Source organism: Micromonospora sp. MH33 (assembly GCF_003013775.1).
Lineage (GTDB): Bacteria > Actinomycetota > Actinomycetes > Mycobacteriales > Micromonosporaceae > Micromonospora > Micromonospora fulviviridis.
Genome location: NZ_MUYZ01000097.1, coordinates 1 through 20,553 on the forward strand (window position 1 = coordinate 1; position 20,553 = coordinate 20,553).

17 protein-coding genes and 2 pseudogenes are annotated in these 20,553 nt (G+C 73.7%); 14 read left to right on the plus strand and 5 right to left on the minus strand.

Features of this window, described 5'->3' with window-relative positions; all coding sequences use genetic code 11:
- Nucleotides 1–253 precede the first annotated feature (253 nt).
- The 3 genes from B0E53_RS16715 to B0E53_RS16725 all read left to right on the plus strand — a co-directional run bounded on the left by B0E53_RS16715 (nucleotide 254) and on the right by B0E53_RS16725 (nucleotide 3,127).
- Nucleotides 254–1,603, plus strand: coding sequence for a pitrilysin family protein (locus tag B0E53_RS16715; RefSeq protein WP_107076920.1), 1,350 nt, complete (start codon nucleotides 254–256; stop codon nucleotides 1,601–1,603).
- Nucleotides 1,604–1,662: 59 nt separating this feature from the next.
- Nucleotides 1,663–2,430 (plus strand): 4-hydroxy-tetrahydrodipicolinate reductase, encoded by a 768-nt coding sequence (dapB, locus tag B0E53_RS16720; RefSeq protein WP_107076921.1) that lies wholly within the window; start codon nucleotides 1,663–1,665, stop codon nucleotides 2,428–2,430.
- A 220-nt stretch (nucleotides 2,431–2,650) separates the two neighbouring features.
- Nucleotides 2,651–3,127: a GNAT family N-acetyltransferase gene (locus tag B0E53_RS16725; protein ID WP_107076922.1), complete on the plus strand. Its 477-nt coding sequence runs from the start codon at nucleotides 2,651–2,653 to the stop codon at nucleotides 3,125–3,127.
- Nucleotides 3,128–3,225: 98 nt separating this feature from the next.
- Here the strand turns inward: B0E53_RS16725 and B0E53_RS16730 are convergent, their stop codons facing one another.
- Complete coding sequence (locus tag B0E53_RS16730; protein WP_107076923.1) at nucleotides 3,226–5,325, minus strand: glycogen debranching N-terminal domain-containing protein; 2,100 nt, start codon at nucleotides 5,323–5,325, stop codon at nucleotides 3,226–3,228.
- Nucleotides 5,326–5,471: 146 nt separating this feature from the next.
- Between B0E53_RS16730 and B0E53_RS16735 the strand changes: the two genes are divergently transcribed.
- The 4 genes from B0E53_RS16735 to B0E53_RS16750 all read left to right on the plus strand — a co-directional run bounded on the left by B0E53_RS16735 (nucleotide 5,472) and on the right by B0E53_RS16750 (nucleotide 9,811).
- The gene (locus tag B0E53_RS16735; protein ID WP_107076924.1) at nucleotides 5,472–6,461 is read left to right on the plus strand and encodes a substrate-binding domain-containing protein; all 990 of its coding nucleotides are present in this window, start codon (nucleotides 5,472–5,474) and stop codon (nucleotides 6,459–6,461) included.
- A gap of 25 nt (nucleotides 6,462–6,486) precedes the next feature.
- Nucleotides 6,487–7,734, plus strand: coding sequence for an extracellular solute-binding protein (locus B0E53_RS16740; protein ID WP_107076925.1), 1,248 nt, complete (start codon nucleotides 6,487–6,489; stop codon nucleotides 7,732–7,734).
- Between the two features lie 69 nt (nucleotides 7,735–7,803).
- Nucleotides 7,804–8,922: a sugar ABC transporter permease gene (locus B0E53_RS16745; RefSeq protein WP_107076926.1), complete on the plus strand. Its 1,119-nt coding sequence runs from the start codon at nucleotides 7,804–7,806 to the stop codon at nucleotides 8,920–8,922.
- A gap of 1 nt (nucleotide 8,923) precedes the next feature.
- On the plus strand, nucleotides 8,924–9,811 hold the full coding sequence (locus B0E53_RS16750) for a carbohydrate ABC transporter permease (RefSeq protein WP_107076927.1): 888 nt from the start codon (nucleotides 8,924–8,926) through the stop codon (nucleotides 9,809–9,811).
- Nucleotides 9,812–9,856: 45 nt separating this feature from the next.
- Here B0E53_RS16750 and B0E53_RS16755 read toward each other — a convergent pair whose 3' ends face one another.
- The 3 genes from B0E53_RS16755 to B0E53_RS16765 are packed head-to-tail and all read right to left on the minus strand — an operon-like array spanning nucleotide 9,857 to nucleotide 11,894.
- Nucleotides 9,857–10,237, minus strand: coding sequence for a VOC family protein (locus tag B0E53_RS16755; protein ID WP_107076928.1), 381 nt, complete (start codon nucleotides 10,235–10,237; stop codon nucleotides 9,857–9,859).
- A 10-nt stretch (nucleotides 10,238–10,247) separates the two neighbouring features.
- Nucleotides 10,248–11,279 carry a sigma-70 family RNA polymerase sigma factor gene (locus B0E53_RS16760; protein ID WP_107076929.1) on the minus strand — a complete coding sequence of 344 codons (1,032 nt, stop codon included), beginning with the start codon at nucleotides 11,277–11,279 and terminating at the stop codon, nucleotides 10,248–10,250.
- 36 nt (nucleotides 11,280–11,315) lie between these two features.
- Nucleotides 11,316–11,894: a GNAT family N-acetyltransferase gene (locus B0E53_RS16765; protein WP_107076930.1), complete on the minus strand. Its 579-nt coding sequence runs from the start codon at nucleotides 11,892–11,894 to the stop codon at nucleotides 11,316–11,318.
- Nucleotides 11,895–11,929: 35 nt separating this feature from the next.
- Here B0E53_RS16765 and B0E53_RS16770 point away from each other — a divergent pair, with 35 nt between their 5' ends.
- Nucleotides 11,930–13,240: a glycosyltransferase 87 family protein gene (locus B0E53_RS16770; RefSeq protein ID WP_107076931.1), complete on the plus strand. Its 1,311-nt coding sequence runs from the start codon at nucleotides 11,930–11,932 to the stop codon at nucleotides 13,238–13,240.
- On the opposite strand, the gene B0E53_RS16775 is transcribed toward B0E53_RS16770, so the two are convergent.
- The gene (locus B0E53_RS16775) at nucleotides 13,139–13,690 is read right to left on the minus strand and encodes a GNAT family N-acetyltransferase (RefSeq protein ID WP_107076932.1); all 552 of its coding nucleotides are present in this window, start codon (nucleotides 13,688–13,690) and stop codon (nucleotides 13,139–13,141) included. The genes B0E53_RS16770 and B0E53_RS16775 overlap by 102 nt on opposite strands.
- Nucleotides 13,691–13,820: 130 nt before the next feature.
- On the opposite strand from B0E53_RS16775, the pseudogene B0E53_RS16780 reads away from it, so the two are divergent.
- The 6 genes and pseudogenes from B0E53_RS16780 to B0E53_RS16805 all read left to right on the plus strand — a co-directional run.
- Nucleotides 13,821–15,008: pseudogene (locus B0E53_RS16780) on the plus strand (crosslink repair DNA glycosylase YcaQ family protein); the annotation flags it as partial.
- Between the two features lie 110 nt (nucleotides 15,009–15,118).
- Nucleotides 15,119–15,568: pseudogene (locus B0E53_RS16785) on the plus strand (DUF2752 domain-containing protein); the annotation flags it as partial.
- A 136-nt stretch (nucleotides 15,569–15,704) separates the two neighbouring features.
- The gene (gene thyX, locus B0E53_RS16790) at nucleotides 15,705–16,442 is read left to right on the plus strand and encodes an FAD-dependent thymidylate synthase (protein WP_107076934.1); all 738 of its coding nucleotides are present in this window, start codon (nucleotides 15,705–15,707) and stop codon (nucleotides 16,440–16,442) included.
- 52 nt (nucleotides 16,443–16,494) lie between these two features.
- Nucleotides 16,495–17,421 (plus strand): 4-hydroxy-tetrahydrodipicolinate synthase, encoded by a 927-nt coding sequence (gene dapA / locus B0E53_RS16795; protein ID WP_107076935.1) that lies wholly within the window; start codon nucleotides 16,495–16,497, stop codon nucleotides 17,419–17,421.
- Between the two features lie 51 nt (nucleotides 17,422–17,472).
- A complete protein-coding gene (locus tag B0E53_RS16800; protein WP_107076936.1) occupies nucleotides 17,473–19,161 on the plus strand; it encodes a ribonuclease J in 1,689 nt (562 codons plus the stop codon).
- Between the two features lie 184 nt (nucleotides 19,162–19,345).
- On the plus strand, nucleotides 19,346–20,553 hold a 1,208-nt coding region (locus B0E53_RS16805; RefSeq protein ID WP_107076937.1), incomplete at its 3' end, for a S1 family peptidase.

Genomic DNA, 20,553 nt, shown 5'->3' on the forward strand with positions numbered 1-20,553 from the left:
CGACCGCGAGCGCGGCGGCGAGCGCGGTGGCCGGGGTCCGGAGCGCGGCGAGGGCGGCGGCGAGGGCGGCGGCGACGGCCGTCCGCGGCGCCGGACCCGGCACAGCTGATCCACTGACCGGCCGGGTGACGCCCACGGCGTCACCCGGCCGGCTTCGTTCGTCACCCCCGCACCACCCACCCCTCGTCGAACTGAGAGCAGGTTCCTCGTGAGTCGGACCCGGCGTTCGTCTTCCCCTGCGGCTCGACGGGGGGTGACGTCGTCCGGGGTCGCGCGCTCCGCGGGCGGAGCGGCCCGGGCGGTCACCCGTACGCTCAGCGACGACCCGCTGGGCGGCACCGTCCGCCGCACCGTGCTCCCCAGCGGGCTGCGGGTGCTCACCGAGGCGATCCCGGCGATGCGCAGCGTCTCGTTCGGCATCTGGGTGGCGGTCGGCTCGCGCGACGAGACCGGTCCGCAGGCCGGCGCCGCGCACTTCCTGGAGCACCTGCTCTTCAAGGGCACCAACAAGCGCGGCGCGCTGGAGATCTCCTCGGAGATCGAGGCGGTGGGCGGTGAGACCAACGCCTTCACCACCAAGGAATACACCTGCTACTACGCGCGGGTGCTGGACGAGGACCTGCCGCTGGCCATCGACGTCATGTGCGACCTGGTCGCCGACTCGGTGCTGGCCGCCCCCGACGTGGAGACCGAACGCGGCGTCATCCTCGAAGAGATCGCCATGCACGACGACGAGCCCGGCGACGAGGTGCACGACCTCTTCGCCCGCGCCGTCTACGGCGACCACCCCCTCGGCCGGCTGATCTCGGGCACCGAGGAGACGGTCACCCCGATGACCCGCCGGCAGATCCAGACCTTCTACCGCCGCCGCTACACCGCGCCGCAGATCGTCATCGCCGCCGCCGGCAACCTCGACCACGCCGCCGTGGTCAGGCTGGTCCGGCAGGCGCTGCGCGGCACCCCGCTGGACACCGACCCGGCCGCGCCGGCCCCGCACCGGTCGGCCACCCCGGCGGTACCCACCAGGCCGGCCGCCACCGTGGTCGAGCCGAAGGAGACCGAGCAGGCGCACGTCATCCTCGGCTGCCCCGGCATCGACCGCCTCGACGAGCGGCGCTTCGCCCTCGGGGTGCTCAACAACGTGCTCGGCGGCGGCATGTCCAGCCGGCTGTTCCAGGAGATCCGCGAGCAGCGCGGCCTGGCCTACTCGGTCTACTCCTACGCCAGCCAGTACGCCGACAGCGGCCTGTTCGCCGTCTACGCCGGCTGCGCGCCCGGCAAGGTGGACGAGGTGCTGGACCTGACCCGGGCCGAGCTGACCCGGGTGGCCGCTACCGGGATCACCGAGGCCGAGCTGGCCCGCGGCAAGGGGATGAGCAAGGGCTCCTTCGTCCTCGGCCTGGAGGACACCGGCTCCCGGATGAGCCGGCTGGCCAAGGGCGAGCTGCTCTACGGCAACCTGATGCCGGTCGACGAGCTGCTGGCCCGGGTCGACGCGGTGACCCTGGACGACGTCAACGCCCTGGCCGCCGACCTGCTCGGCCGGCCGATGTCCCTCGCCGTGGTGGGCCCGTTCGACGAGTCCGCCTTCGCCGCGCGCTGACCGTCCCGCTTGCCGGTCCCCAGGGGTAGGCCCGTCCCGATTGGGATAGGTTGTGCCCCGTGACTGACGAGCAGGAGAAGAACCCGGCCGAGGCGGTCCGGGTCGGCGTGCTGGGCGCCCGGGGCCGGATGGGCATGGAGGTCTGCAAGGCCGTCGATTCGGCCGGCGACCTGGACCTGGTGGCGACGATCGACCAGGGCGACGACCTCTCCGCCGTCGCCGGCGCCGAGGTGGTCGTCGACTTCACCACCCCCGACGTCGTCATGGACAACCTGCAGTGGTGCATCGACCAGGGCATCCACGCGGTGGTCGGCACCACCGGCTTCACCGAGCAGCGGCTCGATCAGGTGCGCGGCTGGCTGGCCGGCAAGCCCGGCGTCGGTGTGGTGATCGCGCCCAACTTCGGCATCGGCGCGGTACTGATGATGCAGTTCGCCGCCCGCGCGGCCCGGCACTTCGAGTCGGTCGAGATCATCGAGCAGCACCACCCGCGCAAGCTGGACGCGCCGAGCGGCACCGCCACCCACACGGCCCGGCTCGTCGCCCAGGCCCGCGCCGAGGCCGGGCTCGGGCCCGCGCCGGACGCCACCAGGGACGAGGTGCCCGGCGCCCGCGGCGCCGACATCGACGGGGTACGCGTGCACGCGGTCCGCGCCACCGGCCTGGTCGCCCACCAGGAGGTGCTCTTCGGCACCACGGGCGAGACGCTGGCCATCCGGCACGACTCGTACGACCGGGCGTCGTTCATGCCCGGCGTGCTGCTGGCGGTGCGCGGGGTGCGCCACCGGCCGGGCCTCACCGTCGGCCTGGACGCCCTGCTCGACTGACCCCCTCCGTGGCTGTGCCTGGGGGTGACTGACCCCCTCCGTGGGTGGCTGTGTCCGGCGGTGAGTGGCTCTCGCCGTGGGTGGCTGTCCGGCCCGGTGACCCGCGCACCGGCGAGCTGCGAGCCGCGCCACGGCGACCTTGTGGGCCGTGTGCGGGGTGGCGGCTTCGGCTCGGCGAAAGCGATGGCCGGGTGCGCGGGCCGGCCCTAGGCTGACCGCCATGATCGATTCCGGGCTGTGCGACCGCGCCGGCCGCCGGGTGACCCTGCGGCCGGTGGACGACGACAACTGGCGGGCGGTGGCCGACGTCGCGCCCCGCGACGACCAGCGGAACTTCGTGCCGGCGCTGGCCGCCCGCTACCTGGTGCTGACCATGCGCTCGGACGTCTGGACCTCGCTCGCCGTCCACGCCGACGAGACCGTGGTCGGCCACGTCATGTGGGGTGTGGACGAGGACGGCTCCCGCTGGATCGGCGGCATGGTGATCGACGCCGCCGAGCAGGACCGCGGTGTGGGCCGCGCGGCCGTGAAAACCCTGACCGACTGGCTGGCCAAGGCCGGCCAGCCCATCCGCCTCAGCTACCACCCCGACAACACCCCCGCCGCCGCCCTCTACGGCTCCCTGGGCTTCCACCCCACCGGCGCCATGGAGGACGACGAACTCATCGCCGAACTCACCCCCACCCCGCCCCGGTGATCATGAAGTTGTTGTCACCCCGCGCGGCGTGCCGTGACAACAACTTCATGATCGACCGCCAGACCGGCAACCGCCAGACCGTCAACCGTCGGGGGCCGTCAGGTGGGGGAGTGGGTGGGGGTGGTGGGACGGCGTTGGGTGGGGATCGTCAGGGTCGGGGGGAGGCCGGTCACCGTGGGGTGGCCGGTGTGGTCGACGGTGATCGTGACGCGGGCGCCCGCGATCTTCAGCCCGTCAGCGGTGAGGGCGCCGAGTTCGGGGCCGGCCAGGGGGCGGAGGTCGACGCGACCGGCGGGCACGTCGGGGTAGAGGCCCAGGCCGGCCTGGAGGAGCAGCACGGCGGCCGCCGCCGACCAGGCCTGCGGGTGACACGCCGCCGGGTACGGCACCGGCCGGCCGAGCGCCGCCCGGTCGTCGCCGCCGTACAGCTCGGGGAGGCGGTAGTCGAACGCCTCGGCGGCCGCCAGCAGGCCGTCGGCCAGCCGTAGCGCCGCCTCGCGGTGACCGGCCCGGGCCAGCCCGCCGAGCACGATGGCGGTGTCGTGCGCCCAGATCGACCCGCAGTGGTAGGACAGCGGGCTGAACCCGGCGTCGTCGGTGGACATGGTGCGCAGCCCGAAGCCGCCCGCCAGGGCCTCGGTCGAGAGCAGGGCGGCGACCTGCGCCGACTCGGCGTCCGAGAGCAGCCCGGTGCCGAGCAGGTGACCGATGTTGCTGGTCAGCGAGTCCACCGGGCGCTTGTCCCGGTCGAGCGCCAGGGCGGGCTGCGGGCCGTACGGGCCGTCGACCCAGAACGCGGCGCGGAACCGGGCGGCGAGGCGGTCGGCGTACCCGCGCCAGCGGTCGGCGCCGGGGCGGCCGAAGGCGTCGAGCAGGTCGGCCCCGTTCACGGCGGCCTGGTACGCGTACCCCTGCACCTCGGCCAGCACGATGGGCGGCCCGGCCAGCCGGCCGTCCCGGAAGCGCACCGCGTCGCCGGAGTCCTTCCAGCCCTGGTTGGCCAGGCCGTGGCCGGTGGTGTCGACGTACTCGACGAAGCCGTCACCGTCGGCGTCGGCGTGCTCGCCGAGCCACCTGAGCGCCGCCTCGAGATGGGGGAGCAGCGGCTCGACCTGGTCGGCGGCGAGTCCCCACCGCCAGGCGTCGTGCAGCAGCCCCACCCAGAGCATGGTGGCGTCGACCGTGCCGTAGTACGCGGGCGGCAGCCGCAGCCCCTCGTCCAGGGTGAACTCGTGCCGGCGCAGCTCGTGCAGGATCTTGCCGGGCGCCTCGCCGGTGGCCGGGTCGACCCGGGCGCCCTGCCGGCGGGCCAGCACCCGCAGCGTGCCGGCGGCCAGCTCGGTGCCCAGCGGCAGCATCATCCGGGCGGCCCAGAGGCTGTCCCGGCCGAAGAGGGTGAGGAACCAGGGCACGCCGGCGCCGAGGAAGACGTCCTCGGGGTGGGCCGGCTCGGCCAGCCGCAGCCCGCGCAGGTCGGCGAGGGAGCGGTCGAGGAGCCGGACCAGGCGGCGGTCGTCGGCGCGTACCGCCGGTTCGGACCAGCCGGGGCCGGGTGGGGCGGCGGTCACCACGGCCTTCGGGTCGGTGACGGCGAGCCGCCAGCGCAGCGTCGCCGACCCTCCGGGGGCGAGCGTGACCGGCCAGCTCAGCCGGGGTGCGGCGGCGCGGTCGCCGGTGGCGTCCACGGTGGCCGCCTCGCCGGTCACGGTCACGGTGAGCCCCTCGGCGGCCCACTGGACCCGGCCCGGCTCGCCGGTCTTGGCCTCCAGCGGCGCGCCGCTCCCGCCGGACTTGACGAGCTCGATCGGGGCGAGGTCGCAGCCGAGGTCGACGCTGACCGTGGTGCGGACCGGGCCGGTGGCGGTGGACGACACGACGAGTTCCTCGGTGAGGCCGTGCGGGGCGGCCTGCCGGGTGCGCTCGACCCGTACGGTCGGGTCGGGGGTGGGGTCGCCGAGCCAGCGGGCCAGGGCCACGAAGCGGGTGCCGTGCGGCCCGGCCGATCCCCGGGTCAGCGGCTCCGGCTCGCGGCCGTCGAGGCGCAGTTCGGCGCGGGAGAGCACCCGGGCGTCGGCGTGGAAGACGCCCTGGACGCCGTGTGGCCGGATCTGGCCGGCCGCGTCGCCCAGCGCGCTGGTGGGGGCGTGCACCACGCCGACCAGGTCGTGCAGCAGCGGTTGCAGGTGGCGTTCGGACAAGGGGAACTCCCGGTGCTGATCGGTGGGCCGGGGATGTCTTGACAGATGGCTCCGGCCGGTGCAAAGTGCGAAACATTCCAGAAACTTTGAACGATCTAATCCTGCCGCATCGGAGTTGGATCGTTCAAGGCGGCGAGAGGGATTTCGTGGCTGAAAAGGTGACCATCGCGACGGTGGCCCGGCGTGCCCAGGTGAGCCGCCAGACGGTCTCCAACGTGCTCAACGCGCCGCACATCGTCCGCGAGGAGACCCGGCGGCGGGTGCAGGAGGCGATCGCCGCGCTCGGCTACCGGGCGAACCAGGCCGCGCGGCAGATGCGGACCGGCCGGTCCCGGCTCATCGCGGTCCGAATCGAGCCCACCCGGGACGGGATCAACGGCTCGGTGCTCGACCGGTTCCTGCACGGCCTCACCGAGACCGCCGACGCCGCCGGCTACCGGGTCCTGCTCTACACGGCCCGGGACGACGGCCAGGAGATCAGCACCTACGACGACCTGCTCGGCGCGTACGACCTGGACGCGTTCGTGCTCACCGGCACCAAGCACGGCGACCCGCGCACCGCGTGGCTGGCCGAGCGCGAGGTGCCCTTCGTGACCTTCGGCCGGCCCTGGGACGCCCTCGACGGGCACCCGTGGGTCGACGTCGACGGCGCCGCCGGCACCGCGCAGGTCACCCGGCACCTGCTCGACACCGGCCACCGCCGGATCGCCTTCCTCGGCTGGCCGACCGGCTCCGGCGTCGGCGACGACCGGTGCGCCGGCTGGCGTACCACGATGACGGCGGCCGGCCTCGACGTGGCCGGCCTGCGCCGGGAGACCGAGGACGGCATCGCCGAGGGTGAGCGGGAGTTGCGCGACCTGCTCGCCCGCGACGCGCCGCCGACCGCGGTGGTCTGCGCCAGCGACTCGCTCGCCCTCGGCGCGCTCCAGGCGGCGCGCGGCGCGGCGGCGCCGGTCGCCATCGTCGGCTTCGACGACACCCCGGTGGCCGCCGCGGTCGGGCTGAGCAGCGTCAGCCAGCCGCTCGCCGCGGCCGCCGCCCGCTGCGTCGACCTGCTCACCGGCCTGCTCGACGGCCAGCCCACCGACCCGCACGTGCTGCTCACCCCCGCGCTGGTGCTCCGGCACACGGCGTGACCACATCCCCCACCAGGAGAGTCAGATGACACCTCGCACCCTCACCCGGGCGGCGGTGGCCGGCTTCGCCGCCGTCGCCCTGTTCGGCTCCGCCGCGTGCGGCAGCGGCTTCGACGACTCCGCGAAGGACACCAAGCAGTCCAGCGGCCCGGCCAGCCTGCAGATCCTGATCGGCTCCTCCGGCGAGGCCGAGACCAAGGCGGTGCAGGACGCGGCCGCCAAGTGGGCCTCGTCCAGCGGCAACACCGCCACCGTCACCCCGGCCCAGGACCTCACCCAGCAGCTCGGCCAGGCCCTCGCCGGCGGCACCCCGCCGGACGTCTTCTACGTCGACGCGAGCCGCTTCGCCGACTACGCCAGCGTCGGCGCGCTGGAGCCGTACGGCGACAAGATCAGCAACACGGACGACTTCTACGAGAGCCTGCGCACCACGTTCACCTACGACGGCAAGCTCTACTGCGCGCCGAAGGACTTCTCCACCCTCGCCCTGGAGATCAACACCGACATGTGGGCGAAGGCCGGCCTGACCGACGCCGACGTGCCGACCACCTGGGACCAGCTCACCGCCGTCAGCCAGAAGATCAAGGCGAAGGGCATGGTGGCGCTCGCCCTCGGCGACACCCGGGACCGGATCGGCGCCTTCATGGTGCAGAACGGCGGCTGGCTGATGAGCAAGGACGGCAAGCAGCCCACCGCCGACACCCCGGAGAACCTCCAGGCCCTCCAGTACGTGAAGTCGCTGCTCACCAACGGCTACGCGAAGTTCCCGAAGCAGCTCGACGCCGGCTGGTCCGGGGAGGCGTTCGGCAAGGGCAAGGCCGTGATGACCATCGAGGGCAACTGGATCAAGGGCGCCCTGCAGAACGACTTCCCGAAGGTGAAGTACAAGGTCGTGCCGTTGCCGGCCGGCCCGAAGGGGCAGGGCACCCTCTCCTTCACCCAGTGCTGGGGCATCGCCGCCAAGTCGAAGTTCAAGGACCAGGCGATCAAGTTCGTCGAGGCGATGACCGCGGGTGACCAGCAGGTGACCTTCGCCAAGGCGTTCGGCGTGATGCCGTCCCGGCAGTCCGTCCGCGACCAGTACACCGGCGCCTTCCCGGCGGACAAGCCGTTCATCGACGGCGCCGCGTACGCGCAGGGTCCGGTGAACGCCCCGAAGATGGACAGCGTCCTGCGCGACCTGGAGGCCGGTCTCCAGGGGCTGAGCACCGGTGACCCGAAGACGATCCTGGCCAACTTCGACAAGAACGCCAAGGCGGCGCTCGGCGGCTGAGCGGTGGCGGAGGGGCCCGGACCCGGGCCCCTCCGCGCCGGCTCGCACGGACAAGGAGGGAGGGACGAGATGGCAACCGAAGCGCTGCGCGCCCCGGCGACCACGTCGGCGAAGCCGCGCCGCCGTCGCGGGGGCGGTGTCCGCGGCAACGAGAACATCGCGGGCTGGCTCTTCGTCGCGCCGGTGATCGTGATCCTCGGGCTCTTCCTGCTGCTGCCGATCCTGATGGCGCTGTGGGTGAGCCTCACCGACTGGAACGGCCAGGGCAGCCCGTTCACCGCCGACGTGCCCTTCGTGGGCGCGAAGAACTACACCCGGCTGTTCGCCGAGGACGGGCTGGACCGCCGCGACTTCATGACCAGCATCCGCAACAACATGTACTACGTGGGCATCGTCGTGCCGGTGCAGACCGTGCTCGCCCTCGGCCTCGCCCTCGTGGTCAACAACCGGATGCTCAAGGGGAAGGGCTTCTTCCGCAGCGCGTTCTACTTCCCCTCGGTCACCAGCTCGGTGGCGATCAGCGTGGTGTTCCTGTTCCTGTTCGCCAACTCCGGCGCGGTCAACAAGCTGCTCGGCCTCCTCGGCGTCGACGGGCCGGAGTGGTTCGCCGACTCCCGCGGCGTGCTGCACCTGTTGCTCGGCGCGGTCGGGGTGGACACCCCACCCGACACGCTCACCTCCGGCGGCCCGTTCGGCCTGACCTGGTGGGACTGGCTCGCCGGACCGAGCGTGGCCATGGTCTCGATCATCTGCCTGGTCATCTGGACCACCTCGGGCACCTTCATGCTGATGTTCCTGGCCGCGCTGCAGAACGTCCCGGTGGCGCTCGACGAGGCCAGCACCCTCGACGGGGCGAGCCGCTGGCAGCGCTTCCGGCACGTCACCCTGCCGCTCATCAAGCCGACCACCTTCCTGGTGCTCACCCTCGGCCTGATCGGCTCCTGGCAGGTCTTCGACCAGGTGTACGTGATGAGCCAGGGCGACCCGGCCAAGATCACGCTCACCCCGGCGTACCTGTCGTACCGGACCGCCTTCCGGGACTTCGACTACGGCTCCGGCGCGGCCATCTCCTTCGTGCTGTTCTTGATCATCATCCTGCTGACCCTGCTCCAGCGCCGGGTGATGGCCGACCGGGACGAGCCCCGGCGGCCCCGGTGGTGGCGGCGACGCGTACCGGAGGGGTCCTGACATGGCCGTGCTCACCGACCGGCCGGCGGCACCCGTCGCGCGCCGCGCCGACCGCGGGCCGCGCGCCCGGGTCAACCGCATCCTCGGGTACGCGGTCCTGATCGCCTTCGGGCTGGTCTTCCTCTACCCGTTCGTCATCCAGCTCGGCAACTCGTTCAAGACCGAGCCGGACGCGGCGGCGAACCCGCTCTCACCGGTGCCCGACCCGCTGACCCTGGCCGGCTTCGAGCGGATCTTCGCGGGCACCAATTTCCCGCTCTGGCTCGGCAACTCGCTGCTGGTCACCGTGCTGGTCACCCTCGGCCGGGTCTTCTTCGACTCGCTCGCCGGCTACGCGCTGGCACGGCTGCGCTTCCGGGGCCGGGCCGGGCTCTTCGCCGCGATCATCGCGGTGATGGCGGTGCCCGGCGTGGTGCTGCTGATCCCGAAGTTCCTGGTGCTCAAGCAGCTCGGCCTCTACGACAGCTACGCGGGCCTGGTGGTGCCGCTGCTCGCCGACGCGGCCGGGGTCTTCATCATGAAGCAGTTCTTCGAGTCGGTGCCGGTCAGCGTCGAGGAGGCGGCCCGGATCGACGGCGCGGGCGTGTTCCGCACCTTCTGGTCGGTGGTGCTGCCCATGGCGCGGCCGGCCCTCATCACGCTGACCATCCTGTCGTTCCAGGGCTCCTGGAACGAGTTCCCGCACAGCCTCGTCTCGGTGCAGGACCCGGACCTGTTCACCCTGCCCCGAGGGCTGGCCGACCTGGTCAGCGGGTCGCTCGGCAAGGGCACCCAGTATCCGCTCAAGCTGGGCGCCGCGCTGCTCGCCACCATCCCGGTGGCGGTGCTCTTCGTGATCTTCCAGCGCTACTTCGTCCGCGGCGCGAACGAGGGCGCCGACAAGGGCTGACCGGCGGCCGGCGGTCCCGCCCCGTGCCGGGACCGCCGGCCCGGCTCAGCCCTCCTGGAGCACCGAGAACACGTTGCCGGCCGGGTCGGTGAACCAGGCGATCGACGGGCCGTTGCCGCGCATGACTCCCTTGTCGTCCTGCGGCATGCCCTCGTAGCGCTCGAACCGCACCCCGCGCGAGACCAGCTCGTCCACCGCCCGGTCGATGTCCGGGACCGGGAAGTTGAGCACCGTGTAGGCGGCTGGCCGGTGGTCGGGCTTCGGATAGACCAGCACCGGCCGGTCGCCGGCCAGGTGCAGGGTCAGCAGCCCGCCCATCGTGTCGTCCCGGGACACCCGCAACCCCAGGACGTCGGTGTAGAACCGCTCCGCGCGGTCCGGGTCGTCCACCGAGAACCCGCTGAACGCCTTCGTGTCCCTGAACATGACCCGCTCCTCACTCCGCCGGTGCGCCGCCTCCGTCGTGCCTACCAGGGGTGGACGGCGTGCGGGGCGGAAACTCATCGGCGGGTCGGGAATCGAGTCGGGTCGGCAGCCCGAAGCGCGGGAAGAGCCGGGGCTCCAGGAAGTGGGTGAGCCGGGCGATCCGCCCCTCGGCGCACTCCAGCAGGGTGATCGAGAAGGCCTGGTGGCCGCCGGCCGGGTCGACCCGGTACTGCGCCAGGGCCGGGACGCCGTTGGCGGCCACCCGCACCAGCCGGGAGCCCCGGCATTCGGCGCCCGGCCCGCCCAGCCAGCGGGCGATGTCCGTCGCGCCGCGCAGCCACATCGGGTAGGGCGGCATGCTCTGCACGGCGTCCGCGCGCAGCAGCGCGACCAGGGCGTCGATGTCGTAGCGGGCGAAGGCGTCCACGTAGCGGTCGAGCAGGTCGCGGTCGACCGGGTCGAGATCCGGACCGACGCGGCCCTCGGCGCGCACCCCGACCAGGGTCGCCCGGGCCCGCTGCAGCGCGCTGTTGACCGCCGGCACGGTGGCGTCGAGCAGGTCGGCGACCTCGTCGGCGCGCCAGCGCAGCACGTCCCGCAGGATCAGCACCGCGCGCTGCCGGGGCGGCAGGTGCTGGAGCGCCGCCACGAACGCCAGCCGCACCGACTCCCGGGCCACCGCCAGCTCGGCCGGGTCGGCCGGGAGCACCGCCGTGTCCGGAACCGGCTCGACCCAGCCGCCGGCCGGCGTGCCGAGCGACTCGGCCACCGGCGCGGCCGGGCCGCCCAGGTCGACCGGCAGGGCCCGCCGGCCGCGCCCGCGCAGCAGGTCGAGGCAGACGTTGGTGGCGATCCGGTAGAGCCAGGTGCGCAGGCTGGACCGGCCGTCGAAGCCGTCCCGGCCGCGCCAGGCCCGCAACAGGGTCTCCTGCACCGCGTCCTCGGCGTCGAACACCGAGCCGAGCATCCGGTAGGCGTAGCCCGTCAGCTCGACCCGGAACGGCTCCAACTCGCTGGTCGCCGGTGCCGGTGCAATCGTCATGCCGCCACGGTAGGCGCTACCCCCGACAGCGCGTACTCAGGAAGCGGCCGGCTCGGCGGGGACGCCGACGTGCAGGCGGACCTGGGGGACCAGCATGTCGTCCACATCCAGCGCGCGGGCGGCGCCGTCCGGCTCCCAGCCGGTCGAGGTGAGGAACTTCCGGGTCGCCGCGTCCGCGTCGAACGCCCAGGCCACCGCGCGGGTGAAGCCGTCTTCGCGCCAGTGGTCGACCATGGCGGCGAGCAGCCGGCTGCCGTGCCCGCGGCGGCCCCAGCGCGGCTCGACCAGCAGGTCGGTCACCGCGGCCACGCCGTCGGCGAGCGCCTCGGCCGGCTCGCCCGGCGCGAGCGCCTCGGCGTCGGCCGGACCGGAGGCGGCGAACCCCACCAGATACGATTGCTCGGCCTGTTCGACGGCGACCAGCACACGGTGCGCGCCCGAGGGCGGCTCCTGCACCGCGGCACTCCACCGCCGGGCGAGGTACGCCTCGTCCAGGTTGTCGAGCACGTGCCGGGGCAGGATCCGGCGGTACGCGGCCCGCCAGGTGGCGAGCTGGAGGCGTGCGATCTCGCCGGCGTCCTCCGGACGCGCGGGGCGGACGTACCCGAGAGCCATGGCACGTGAGCCTACGCAGGGCGAGGAGGGCGACGGTGGCGCAGGGTGCCAGGCGGACGATCGCGCAGCTCGTCGCCGTGGTGGCGCTCGCCGCCGCGGTGACCGCCTTCCTCTCGGTGGCGGCCGTGCGGCACGGCTTCTTCGACCTCAAGGTCTACTACGGCGCGCTGACCTTCTGGGTGCACGACGGCGGGGAGATCTACGACTTCCTCAAGGGCGGCACCCAGTACGGCTTCACCTACCCGCCGTTCGCCGCGCTCGTCATGCTGCCGATGGCGTACCTGCCGTGGCCGGCGGCGATCGCGGTGAGCGTGGCCGCCACCGTGGTGGTCAGCGCGGTGGTCATCTGGTGGTTGCTCGACCCGGTCGCCCGGCGCGCCGGCTGGACCCGCTGGTTCGTCCTCGCCGTGGCGCTCTGCCTGGCCGCCGCCTACGAGCCGATGCGCGAGACGGTGAACTTCGGCCAGGTCAACATGCTGCTGCTCTTCCTCGTGGCGGTGGACCTGCTCCGGTTGCTGCCGGCGCGCAGCCGGTGGGCCGGGGTCGGCATCGGCCTGGCCACCGCGATCAAACTGACCCCCGGCATCTTCATCGTCTACCTGCTGGTCACCGGCCGCTGGCGGGCCGCGCTCACCGCCATCGGCGCGGCGGCCGCCGCGACCCTGGTGGCCGCCGCGCTCTTCCCGGACGCCTCCCGGGAGTTCTGGACCGAGGCGCTGTGGAACACCGACCGGGTGGGCGAGCTGGCCTTCGTCTCCAACCAGTCGCTGCGCGGGGTGGTGGCCCGGCTCGATCCGGGTCACCCCAGCACCGTCGCCTGGCTGGTGCTGGTCCTCGCCACCCTGGTCGTCTGGGGCTGGCGCTCCCGGGTCGCGGTGGCCGCCGGCGACGAGGCCACCGGCCTGGCGCTGACCGGCGCCACCATGTGCCTGGTCAGCCCGGTGACCTGGGTGCACCACCTGGTCTGGCTGCTGCCGGGCCTGATCCTGCTGGTCGACAACGGCATGGCGGCGCCCGCCCGCAGCCGCCGGCGCCGCCTGCTGCTGGCCGCCGCGCTCGTCGGGTACGCCTTCCTGACCAGCCGGATCGTCTGGGCCTGGGAGAAGGACTTCACCGGGGTCGACGGCTTCCTGGGCAGCAACACCTACGTCTGGATCAGCCTGGCGCTGCTGCTCGCCCTGCCGATTCGCCGCTGGGCCACGCCGACCGGCGGCGGTCCCGCCGGGCGGGGCGGGCCGGCCGGGTCAGCCGTCGAGCCGGGCGGTGTAGCGCAGCTCGCGGAGCCGGACCGGGTCGCGCCCGCCGTGCAGCGGCACCGGGTAGGTGGACTCCTCCCCGTCGGCTGACAATCCGGCCCGCTCGTAGAAGCGGCGGGCCCGGGCGTTGTCGGCGAGCACCCAGAGCCGGTACTCCGTCCACGCGCGCTCGGACAGCCCGGCCCGGGCCGCGGCGTGAAGGGCCCGCCCGATCCCGGTGCTCCAGTGCGCCGGCTCCAGGTAGAGCGCAAGGATCTCGCCGTACCGCGGGTCCAGGTCGCCCCGGTCCTGGTTGTTCCGGTACGGCCCGAAGGTGGTGAATCCGACGACCACCCCGTCGACCTCGGCGACCAGCGTGGTGAACGGGTGCTCCGGGTCGGCCGTGCCGAGGTCCCGGCGGCGCTGCGCCCAGGCGGACGGGTTCAGCCGGTTCAGCACCTCGTCGGGCATGATCCCAGCGTACCCGGCCTGCCAGCCGCGGATGTGCACCCGGGCGATCGCCTCGGCGTCGTCCGGTTCCTCCCGGCGGATAATGGGCACCCGTCCGTTCTATGCCGCGAAAGGCGACAGGTCCAGCCGCCGCACCTGCGACGACTCCAGCCCGGCGCGTCTGACGCCGCGCCGCGACCTGGAGCCGTCGTGTCGTACCTGCGGATTAGGGTCGCCGACGATGGCCGCACCGGAATCGCTCTCGCTCGCCCAGGCCCGCCGGATCGCCCTGGCCGCCCAGGGCTTCGCCGACCCGGCGCCCACCGGCGTGCCCACCCGCCGGCACCTGCGCCGGGTGCTCGACCGGGTCGGGCTGATCCAGATGGACTCGGTCAACGTCCTGCAACGCGCGCACTACCTGCCGCTCTACAGCCGGCTCGGGCCCTACCCGACCGCCCTGCTCGACACCGCGGCCTACCGGCGCCCCCGCGAGCTGTTCGAATACTGGGCGCACGAGGCGTCGCTGGTGCCGGTGGGGCTGCACCCGGCGCTGCGCTGGCGGATGGCCCGGGCCCACGACGCGGCCTGGGGCGGGATGCGCCGGATCGCCCAGGAGCAGCCCGAGCTGGTCGCCTGGGTGCGCGACGAGGTGGCCGCCCGGGGCCCGCTCACCGCCGCCGAGATCGAGCACGACGCGCCGCGCGAGACCGGCAACTGGGGGTGGAACTGGTCCACCGTCAAGCGGGCGCTGGAGTTCCTGTTCTGGGCCGGCGAGGTGACCGCCGCCGACCGCACCACCTCGTTCGCCCGCCGCTACGACCTGCCCGAACGGGTGCTGCCGGCCGCCGTGCTGGACGCGCCCACCCCGAGCGACGCCGACGCCCACCGCACGCTCGTGGCGATCGCCGCCCGGTCGCTGGGCGTGGCGGCGGAGCCCGAGCTGCGCGACTACTTCCGGCTGCCGGTGGCCGGCGCCCGGCAGGCGATCGCCGAGCTGGTCGAGGCGGGCGAGCTGACCCCGGTCACCGTGTCGGGGTGGCGGCAGCCGGCCTACCTGCACGCCCAGGCCCGGCTGCCCCGGTGGGTACGCGGCAACACCCTGGTCAGCCCGTTCGACCCGCTGGTCTGGGAGCGGGCCCGCGCCGAGCGGCTCTTCGACTTCACCTACCGCATCGAGATCTACGTGCCCGCGCCGCAGCGTGTCTACGGCTACTACGTGCTCCCCTTCCTCCAGGGCGAGCGGTTCACCGCCCGGGTCGACCTCAAGGCCGACCGCAAGGCCGGGGTGCTGCTGGTGCCGGCCGCCTGGGTCGAGCCGGGCGCCGACCCGGGGGAAACCGCCGTGGCGCTCGCCGCCGAGCTCTACCGGCTCGCCGGCTGGCTCGGCCTGGACGCGGTCGCCCCGCCCGCCGCCGGCGACCTGGCCGCCCGGGGCCCCCCGCGGACCCCGCCGCGGGCCCGCACCCCCACCAGGGGCCGCCCGGGGAGCCCGGGGCGGGGGCGGCGCCCGGCCCCGCGGGGTTGGCCTCCCCGCCGGTCGAGCCGGACCGGTTCACCCGCCTGGTGCTGCGGCTGCACGCCCGCGCCCCGCGTTGGGCGGTGCCCCTCGCGGCGCTCGGCTGCGTCGGCGTGGGCATGGCGTACGCCCTGCTCAGCGACCCCACCCACAGCGACCCGGACGCCCGGCCGACCTGCCTGCTCAAGCTCACCACCGGGCTGGACTGCCCGGGCTGCGGCGGCACCCGCGCCCTCTGGTACGTGCTGCACGCCGACCTCCCCGCTGCCGCCCGGCACCACTTCCTCTTCGTCTTCTCGCTGCCCTTCCTGGCCTGGCTCTTCGTGAGCTGGGCGGGGAACCGGGCGTTCGGCTGGCGGCTGCCGGAACTGCGGATCAGCCCCAAGGTGATCGGCGGCTTCCTGGCCCTCTGGCTCGCCTTCTCGGTGGCCCGCAACCTGCCCTGGGCCCCGTTCACCTCGCTCTACGTCTGACCGCCGAGATTTTGGACACGTGCCGCCAGGTGCGGACGGGAGTGACCAGGATTCGCCGCTGGTGCGCTGGTTCACGTCGGCGCGCCCAGGTTTCGCGGGAGGCGCGGCGGCCACTACAGTCGCAGGAATGCCGGAGATGGTGCAGCCCCAGGTCAAGCTGATCGCGTGGACCCAGTTCCAGGCCCCGGACGACGTGCCGTGGTCGACCGACGCGGAGGGCGGTCAGGCGCTCGCCGAGTTCGCCGGCCGGGCCTGCTACCAGAGCTGGAAGAAGCCGAACCCGGCCACCGCGACCAACGCCGGCTACCTGGCGCACATCCTGGACGTGGGGCACCTGTCCGTGCTGGAGCACGGCTCGGTGAGCTTCTACTTCAGCGGGGTGTCCCGGTCCTTCACCCACGAGCTGATCCGGCACCGGCACTTCTCCTACTCCCAGCTCTCCCAGCGCTACGTGCCCGAGCGGGACGCGGCCATGGTCGAGCCGGCCGTGATCGCCGACGACCCGGAACTGCACAAGAAGTTCGTCGAGGCGAGCGAGGCGGCGGTCCGGGCGTACACGGAGCTGCTGGAGGGGCTGGAGTCCCGGTTCACCGACGAGCCCAACCCGACGCTGCGCCGCAAGCAGGCCCGGCAGGCGGCCCGCGCGGTGCTGCCCAACGCCACCGAGACCCGGATCGTGGTGACCGGCAACTACCGGGCGTGGCGGCACTTCATCAAGATGCGCGCCACCGAGCACGCCGACGTGGAGATCCGCGAGCTGGCCGTGGAGTGCCTGCGGCAGCTCCAGGGGGTCGCCCCGAACGTCTTCGCCGACTTCGTGATCTCCACGCTGGCCGACGGCACCGAGGTGGCGGCCTCTCCGCACGCCGAGTGAGTCCTCGCCCTTCGCCGCCGGGGCCCCGGTGGTCGTCCGCTAGGTTGTGAACATGACGCACGACCTCCCTGCCGGCCCGGACCGGGGCGCCTCGCGCCCGTTCGGACGACTGATCACGGCCATGGTGACCCCGTTCACCGCCGACGGGTCGCTCGACCTCGACGGGGCCGTACGGCTGGCCAGCCACCTCGTCGACGAGCAGGGCAACGACGCGCTGGTGCTGAACGGCACCACCGGCGAGTCGCCGACCACCACCGACGCGGAGCAGGAGGCCCTGATCCGCGCGGTCGCGGAGGCGGTGGGCGACCGGGCCCGGATCGTCGCCGGGGTGGGCACCAACGACACCCGGCACACCATCGAGCTGGCCGCGCAGGCGGAGAAGGCCGGCGCGCACGGCCTGCTGGTGGTCACGCCGTACTACAACAAGCCGCCGCAGAGCGGGCTGCTGCGCCACTTCACCGCGGTCGCCGACGCCACCGGGCTGCCGATCATGCTGTACGACATCCCGCACCGGGCCGGCACCGAGATCGCCACCGACACCCTGGTGAAGCTGGCCGAGCACGGCCGGATCGTTGCGGTCAAGGACGCCAAGGGCGATCTCACCGCCACCTCCTGGGTGCTGGCCCGCAGCGACCTGGCGTTCTACAGCGGCGAGGACGCGTTGACCCTGCCCGCCCTGGCGGTCGGCGCGGTCGGCGTGGTCGGCACCTCCACGCACTTCACCGGCGTGCAGACCAAGCAGATGATCGAGGCGTACGAGGCGGGCGACACCGCCACGGCGCTCGCCCTGCACCGGCGGCTGCTGCCGCTGTACACCGGCATCTTCCGGACCCAGGGCGTGATCCTGGTGAAGGCGGGCCTGGCGGCCAAGGGCCTGCCGGCCGGCCCGGTGCGACCCCCGCTGGTGGACGCCACCGGCGACGAACTGGCCCAGCTGCGCGCCGACTGCGCCGCGGCGGGCCTGCCCCTTCCCGAATGATCGAACGACACGACGGACGCCGCACGACGGCGTCGCAGAATGAGGTGACGCGTGACCGAGGCGCACATCGAGGGTGAGCTGCCCCCGCCGCTGCCGGAGGGCGGCCTGCGGATCATCCCGCTCGGCGGACTCGGCGCCATCGGCCGGAACATGACGGTCTTCGAGTACGACGGCAAGCTGCTGATCGTCGACTGCGGGGTGCTCTTCCCCGACGTCGAGCAGCCGGGCGTGGATCTGATCCTGCCCGACTTCGGGCCGATCCTGGACCGGCTGGGCGACGTGCAGGCCATCGTGCTCACCCACGGCCACGAGGACCACATCGGCGCGGTGCCGTACCTGCTCGCCCACAAGCCGGACATCCCGCTGGTCGGCTCACAGTTCACCCTGGCGCTGGTCGAGGCGAAGCTGGCCGAGCGGCGGATCCAGCCCTACACGCTGACCGTCGCCGAGGGGCGGCGTGAGCGGCTCGGCCCGTTCGAGTGCGAGTTCTTCGCGGTGAACCACTCGATCCCCGACGCGCTCGCGGTGGCCATCCGCACCGGCGCCGGCCTGGTGCTGCATACCGGCGACTTCAAGATGGACCAGCTCCCGCTGGACGGCCGGATCACCGACCTGGCGGGCTTCGCCCGGCTCGGCGCCGAGGGCGTGGACCTGCTGCTCTCCGACTCCACCAACGCGGAGATCCCCGGCTTCGTCACCCCGGAACGGGAGATCGGGCCGGTGCTCGACTCGATCTTCGCCAAGGCGCGCGGCCGGATCATCGTCGCCTCGTTCGCCTCGCACGTGCACCGGGTGCAGCAGGTCTTCGACTCGGCGGTCGAGCACGGGCGCAAGGTGGCGCTGATCGGCCGGTCGATGGTGCGCAACATGGGCATCGCCCGCGACCTGGGCCTGCTCAACATCCCGCCGGGCCTGGTGGTGGGGCTGGAGGAGGCCACCACGCTGCCGCCCGAGCAGATCGTGCTGATGTCCACCGGCTCGCAGGGCGAGCCGATGAGCGCGCTGGGCCGGATGGCCAGCGGCGACCACCGGCACATCACCATCGCCCCCGGCGACACCGTGGTGCTCGCCTCCTCGCTGGTGCCCGGCAACGAGACCTCGGTCTACCGGGTGATCAACCGGCTGGCCCGGGCCGGTGCCACCGTGATCCACAAGGACGTGGCCAAGGTGCACGTCTCCGGTCACGCTCCCGCCGGCGAGCTGCTCTACCTGCTCAACGTCACCCGCCCGAGCAACCTCATGCCGGTGCACGGCGAGTGGCGGCACCTGCGGGCGCACGCCCGGCTCGGCATCGAGTCCGGCGTCGCGCCGGACCGGGTGGTGCTCTGCGAGGACGGCGACGTGGTCGACCTGGTCGACGGGCGCGCCAGCCTCGTCGGCCACGTGAAGAGCCGGTACGTCTACGTCGACGGCCTCGCCGTCGGCGACGTCAGCGAGTCGCTGCTCACCGAGCGCCGGATCCTCGGCGACGGCGGCTTCATCGCCACCACCGTGGTGGTCGACTCGGTCACCGGCAAGGTGGTCGGCGGGCCGACCCTCTCGGCGAAGGGCTTCTCCGAGGACCCGGAGGCGTTCAACCCGGTCATCCCGCTGGTCACCGAGGCGCTGAACCGGGCCGCCGCGGACGGCATCACCGACCCGCACCAGCTCCAGCAGATCGTCCGGCGCACGGTCGGACGCTGGGTCAACGACGCGTACCGCCGCCGGCCCATGATCGTCCCGACGGTGGTCGAGGTCTGACCGCCGCACGCACCGCACGCCGGCCCACCGTCCGCGGTGGGCCGGCGTCGCATTCGACGGGTACGGCCCGAAGTCGTCCCGCCACGCTCGGTCGATCCTGACCGGTCGCCTCAACCGATCGGCGTCCGTCTCCGTATACCGCTCCGGCAGGCGTACCCCGCGCCGGCCGGGAGGAGCGTGGCGGATGGACCGCAGACGGATCACAGCCATCGGCGTACTGGTGGCGGCGGCGGGCACGGCGGCGGCGGTGACCCTGCCGTCGTTCGCCGGCGAGAACCCGACGACCCGGCGGACCGCCCCGGCGGCGTCCGGCGGCGTCGCGCCCGAGGTGCTGGACGTGCTGAGCCGCGACCTCTCGCTCACCCGGGACCAGGCGGCCCGGCGGCTGAAGACCGAGCGGTGGGCGTCGGGCACGATCGCGAAACTCCGTACCGAACTGGGCGCCGACTACGGGGGGAGCTGGCTCGGCGCCGACGGCGCGACGCTCAACGTCGCGGTGGCCGATCCCGCGCGGGCGGCCCGGGTGACCGCCGCCGGTGCGGTGCCGAAGCCGGTCGACCGCGGGGTCGCCGAACTGGACGCGGTGAAGACCCGCCTCGACGCGGCCGGCCGCGACGCCACCCCGGACGTCGCCGGCTGGTACGTCGACGTGCCCACCAACTCGGTGGTGGTGGTCGCCCAGCCCGGCGCCGAGGCGGCCGGCCGCCGCTTCGCGGAGGCCAGCGGGGTGCCCGCCGGCGCGGTACGGGTGCGGACCGCCGACGAGGCGCCCCGCCCGCTGTTCGACGTGCGGGGCGGGGACGCGTACTTCATCAACAACGCCGGCCGCTGCTCGGTCGGCTTCTCGGTGGTCGGCGGCTTCGTCACGGCCGGGCACTGCGGCCGGCCGGGGGACCGGACCACCGGCGCGAACCGGGTCGCCCAGGGCACCTTCGCCGCCTCCTCGTTCCCCGGCGACGACTGGGCCGTCGTCGAGGTCAACGGCCAGTGGACGCCGCAGGGCGTGGTGAACGACTTCAACGGCGGCACGGTGCCGGTGAACGGCTCCAGCGAAGCCCCGGTGGGCGCCTCGGTGTGCCGCTCCGGCTCGACCACCGGCACCCGCTGCGGGGTGATCCAGGCGAAGAACGCCACGGTGAACTATCCGGAGGGGACGGTCACCGGGCTGACCCGGACGAACGTCTGCGCCGAGCCGGGCGACTCGGGTGGCGCCTGGCTCTCCGGCGACCAGGCGCAGGGCGTGACCTCCGGCGGATCCGGCGACTGCACGCGCGGCGGGGTGACCTTCTTCCAGCCGGTCAACGAGATCCTCCAGCGCAACAACCTGACCCTGGTCACGGCGGGGGGCCAGCCGGCACCGTCCGCGCCGCCGGCCGGGGGCGGGTCCACCGC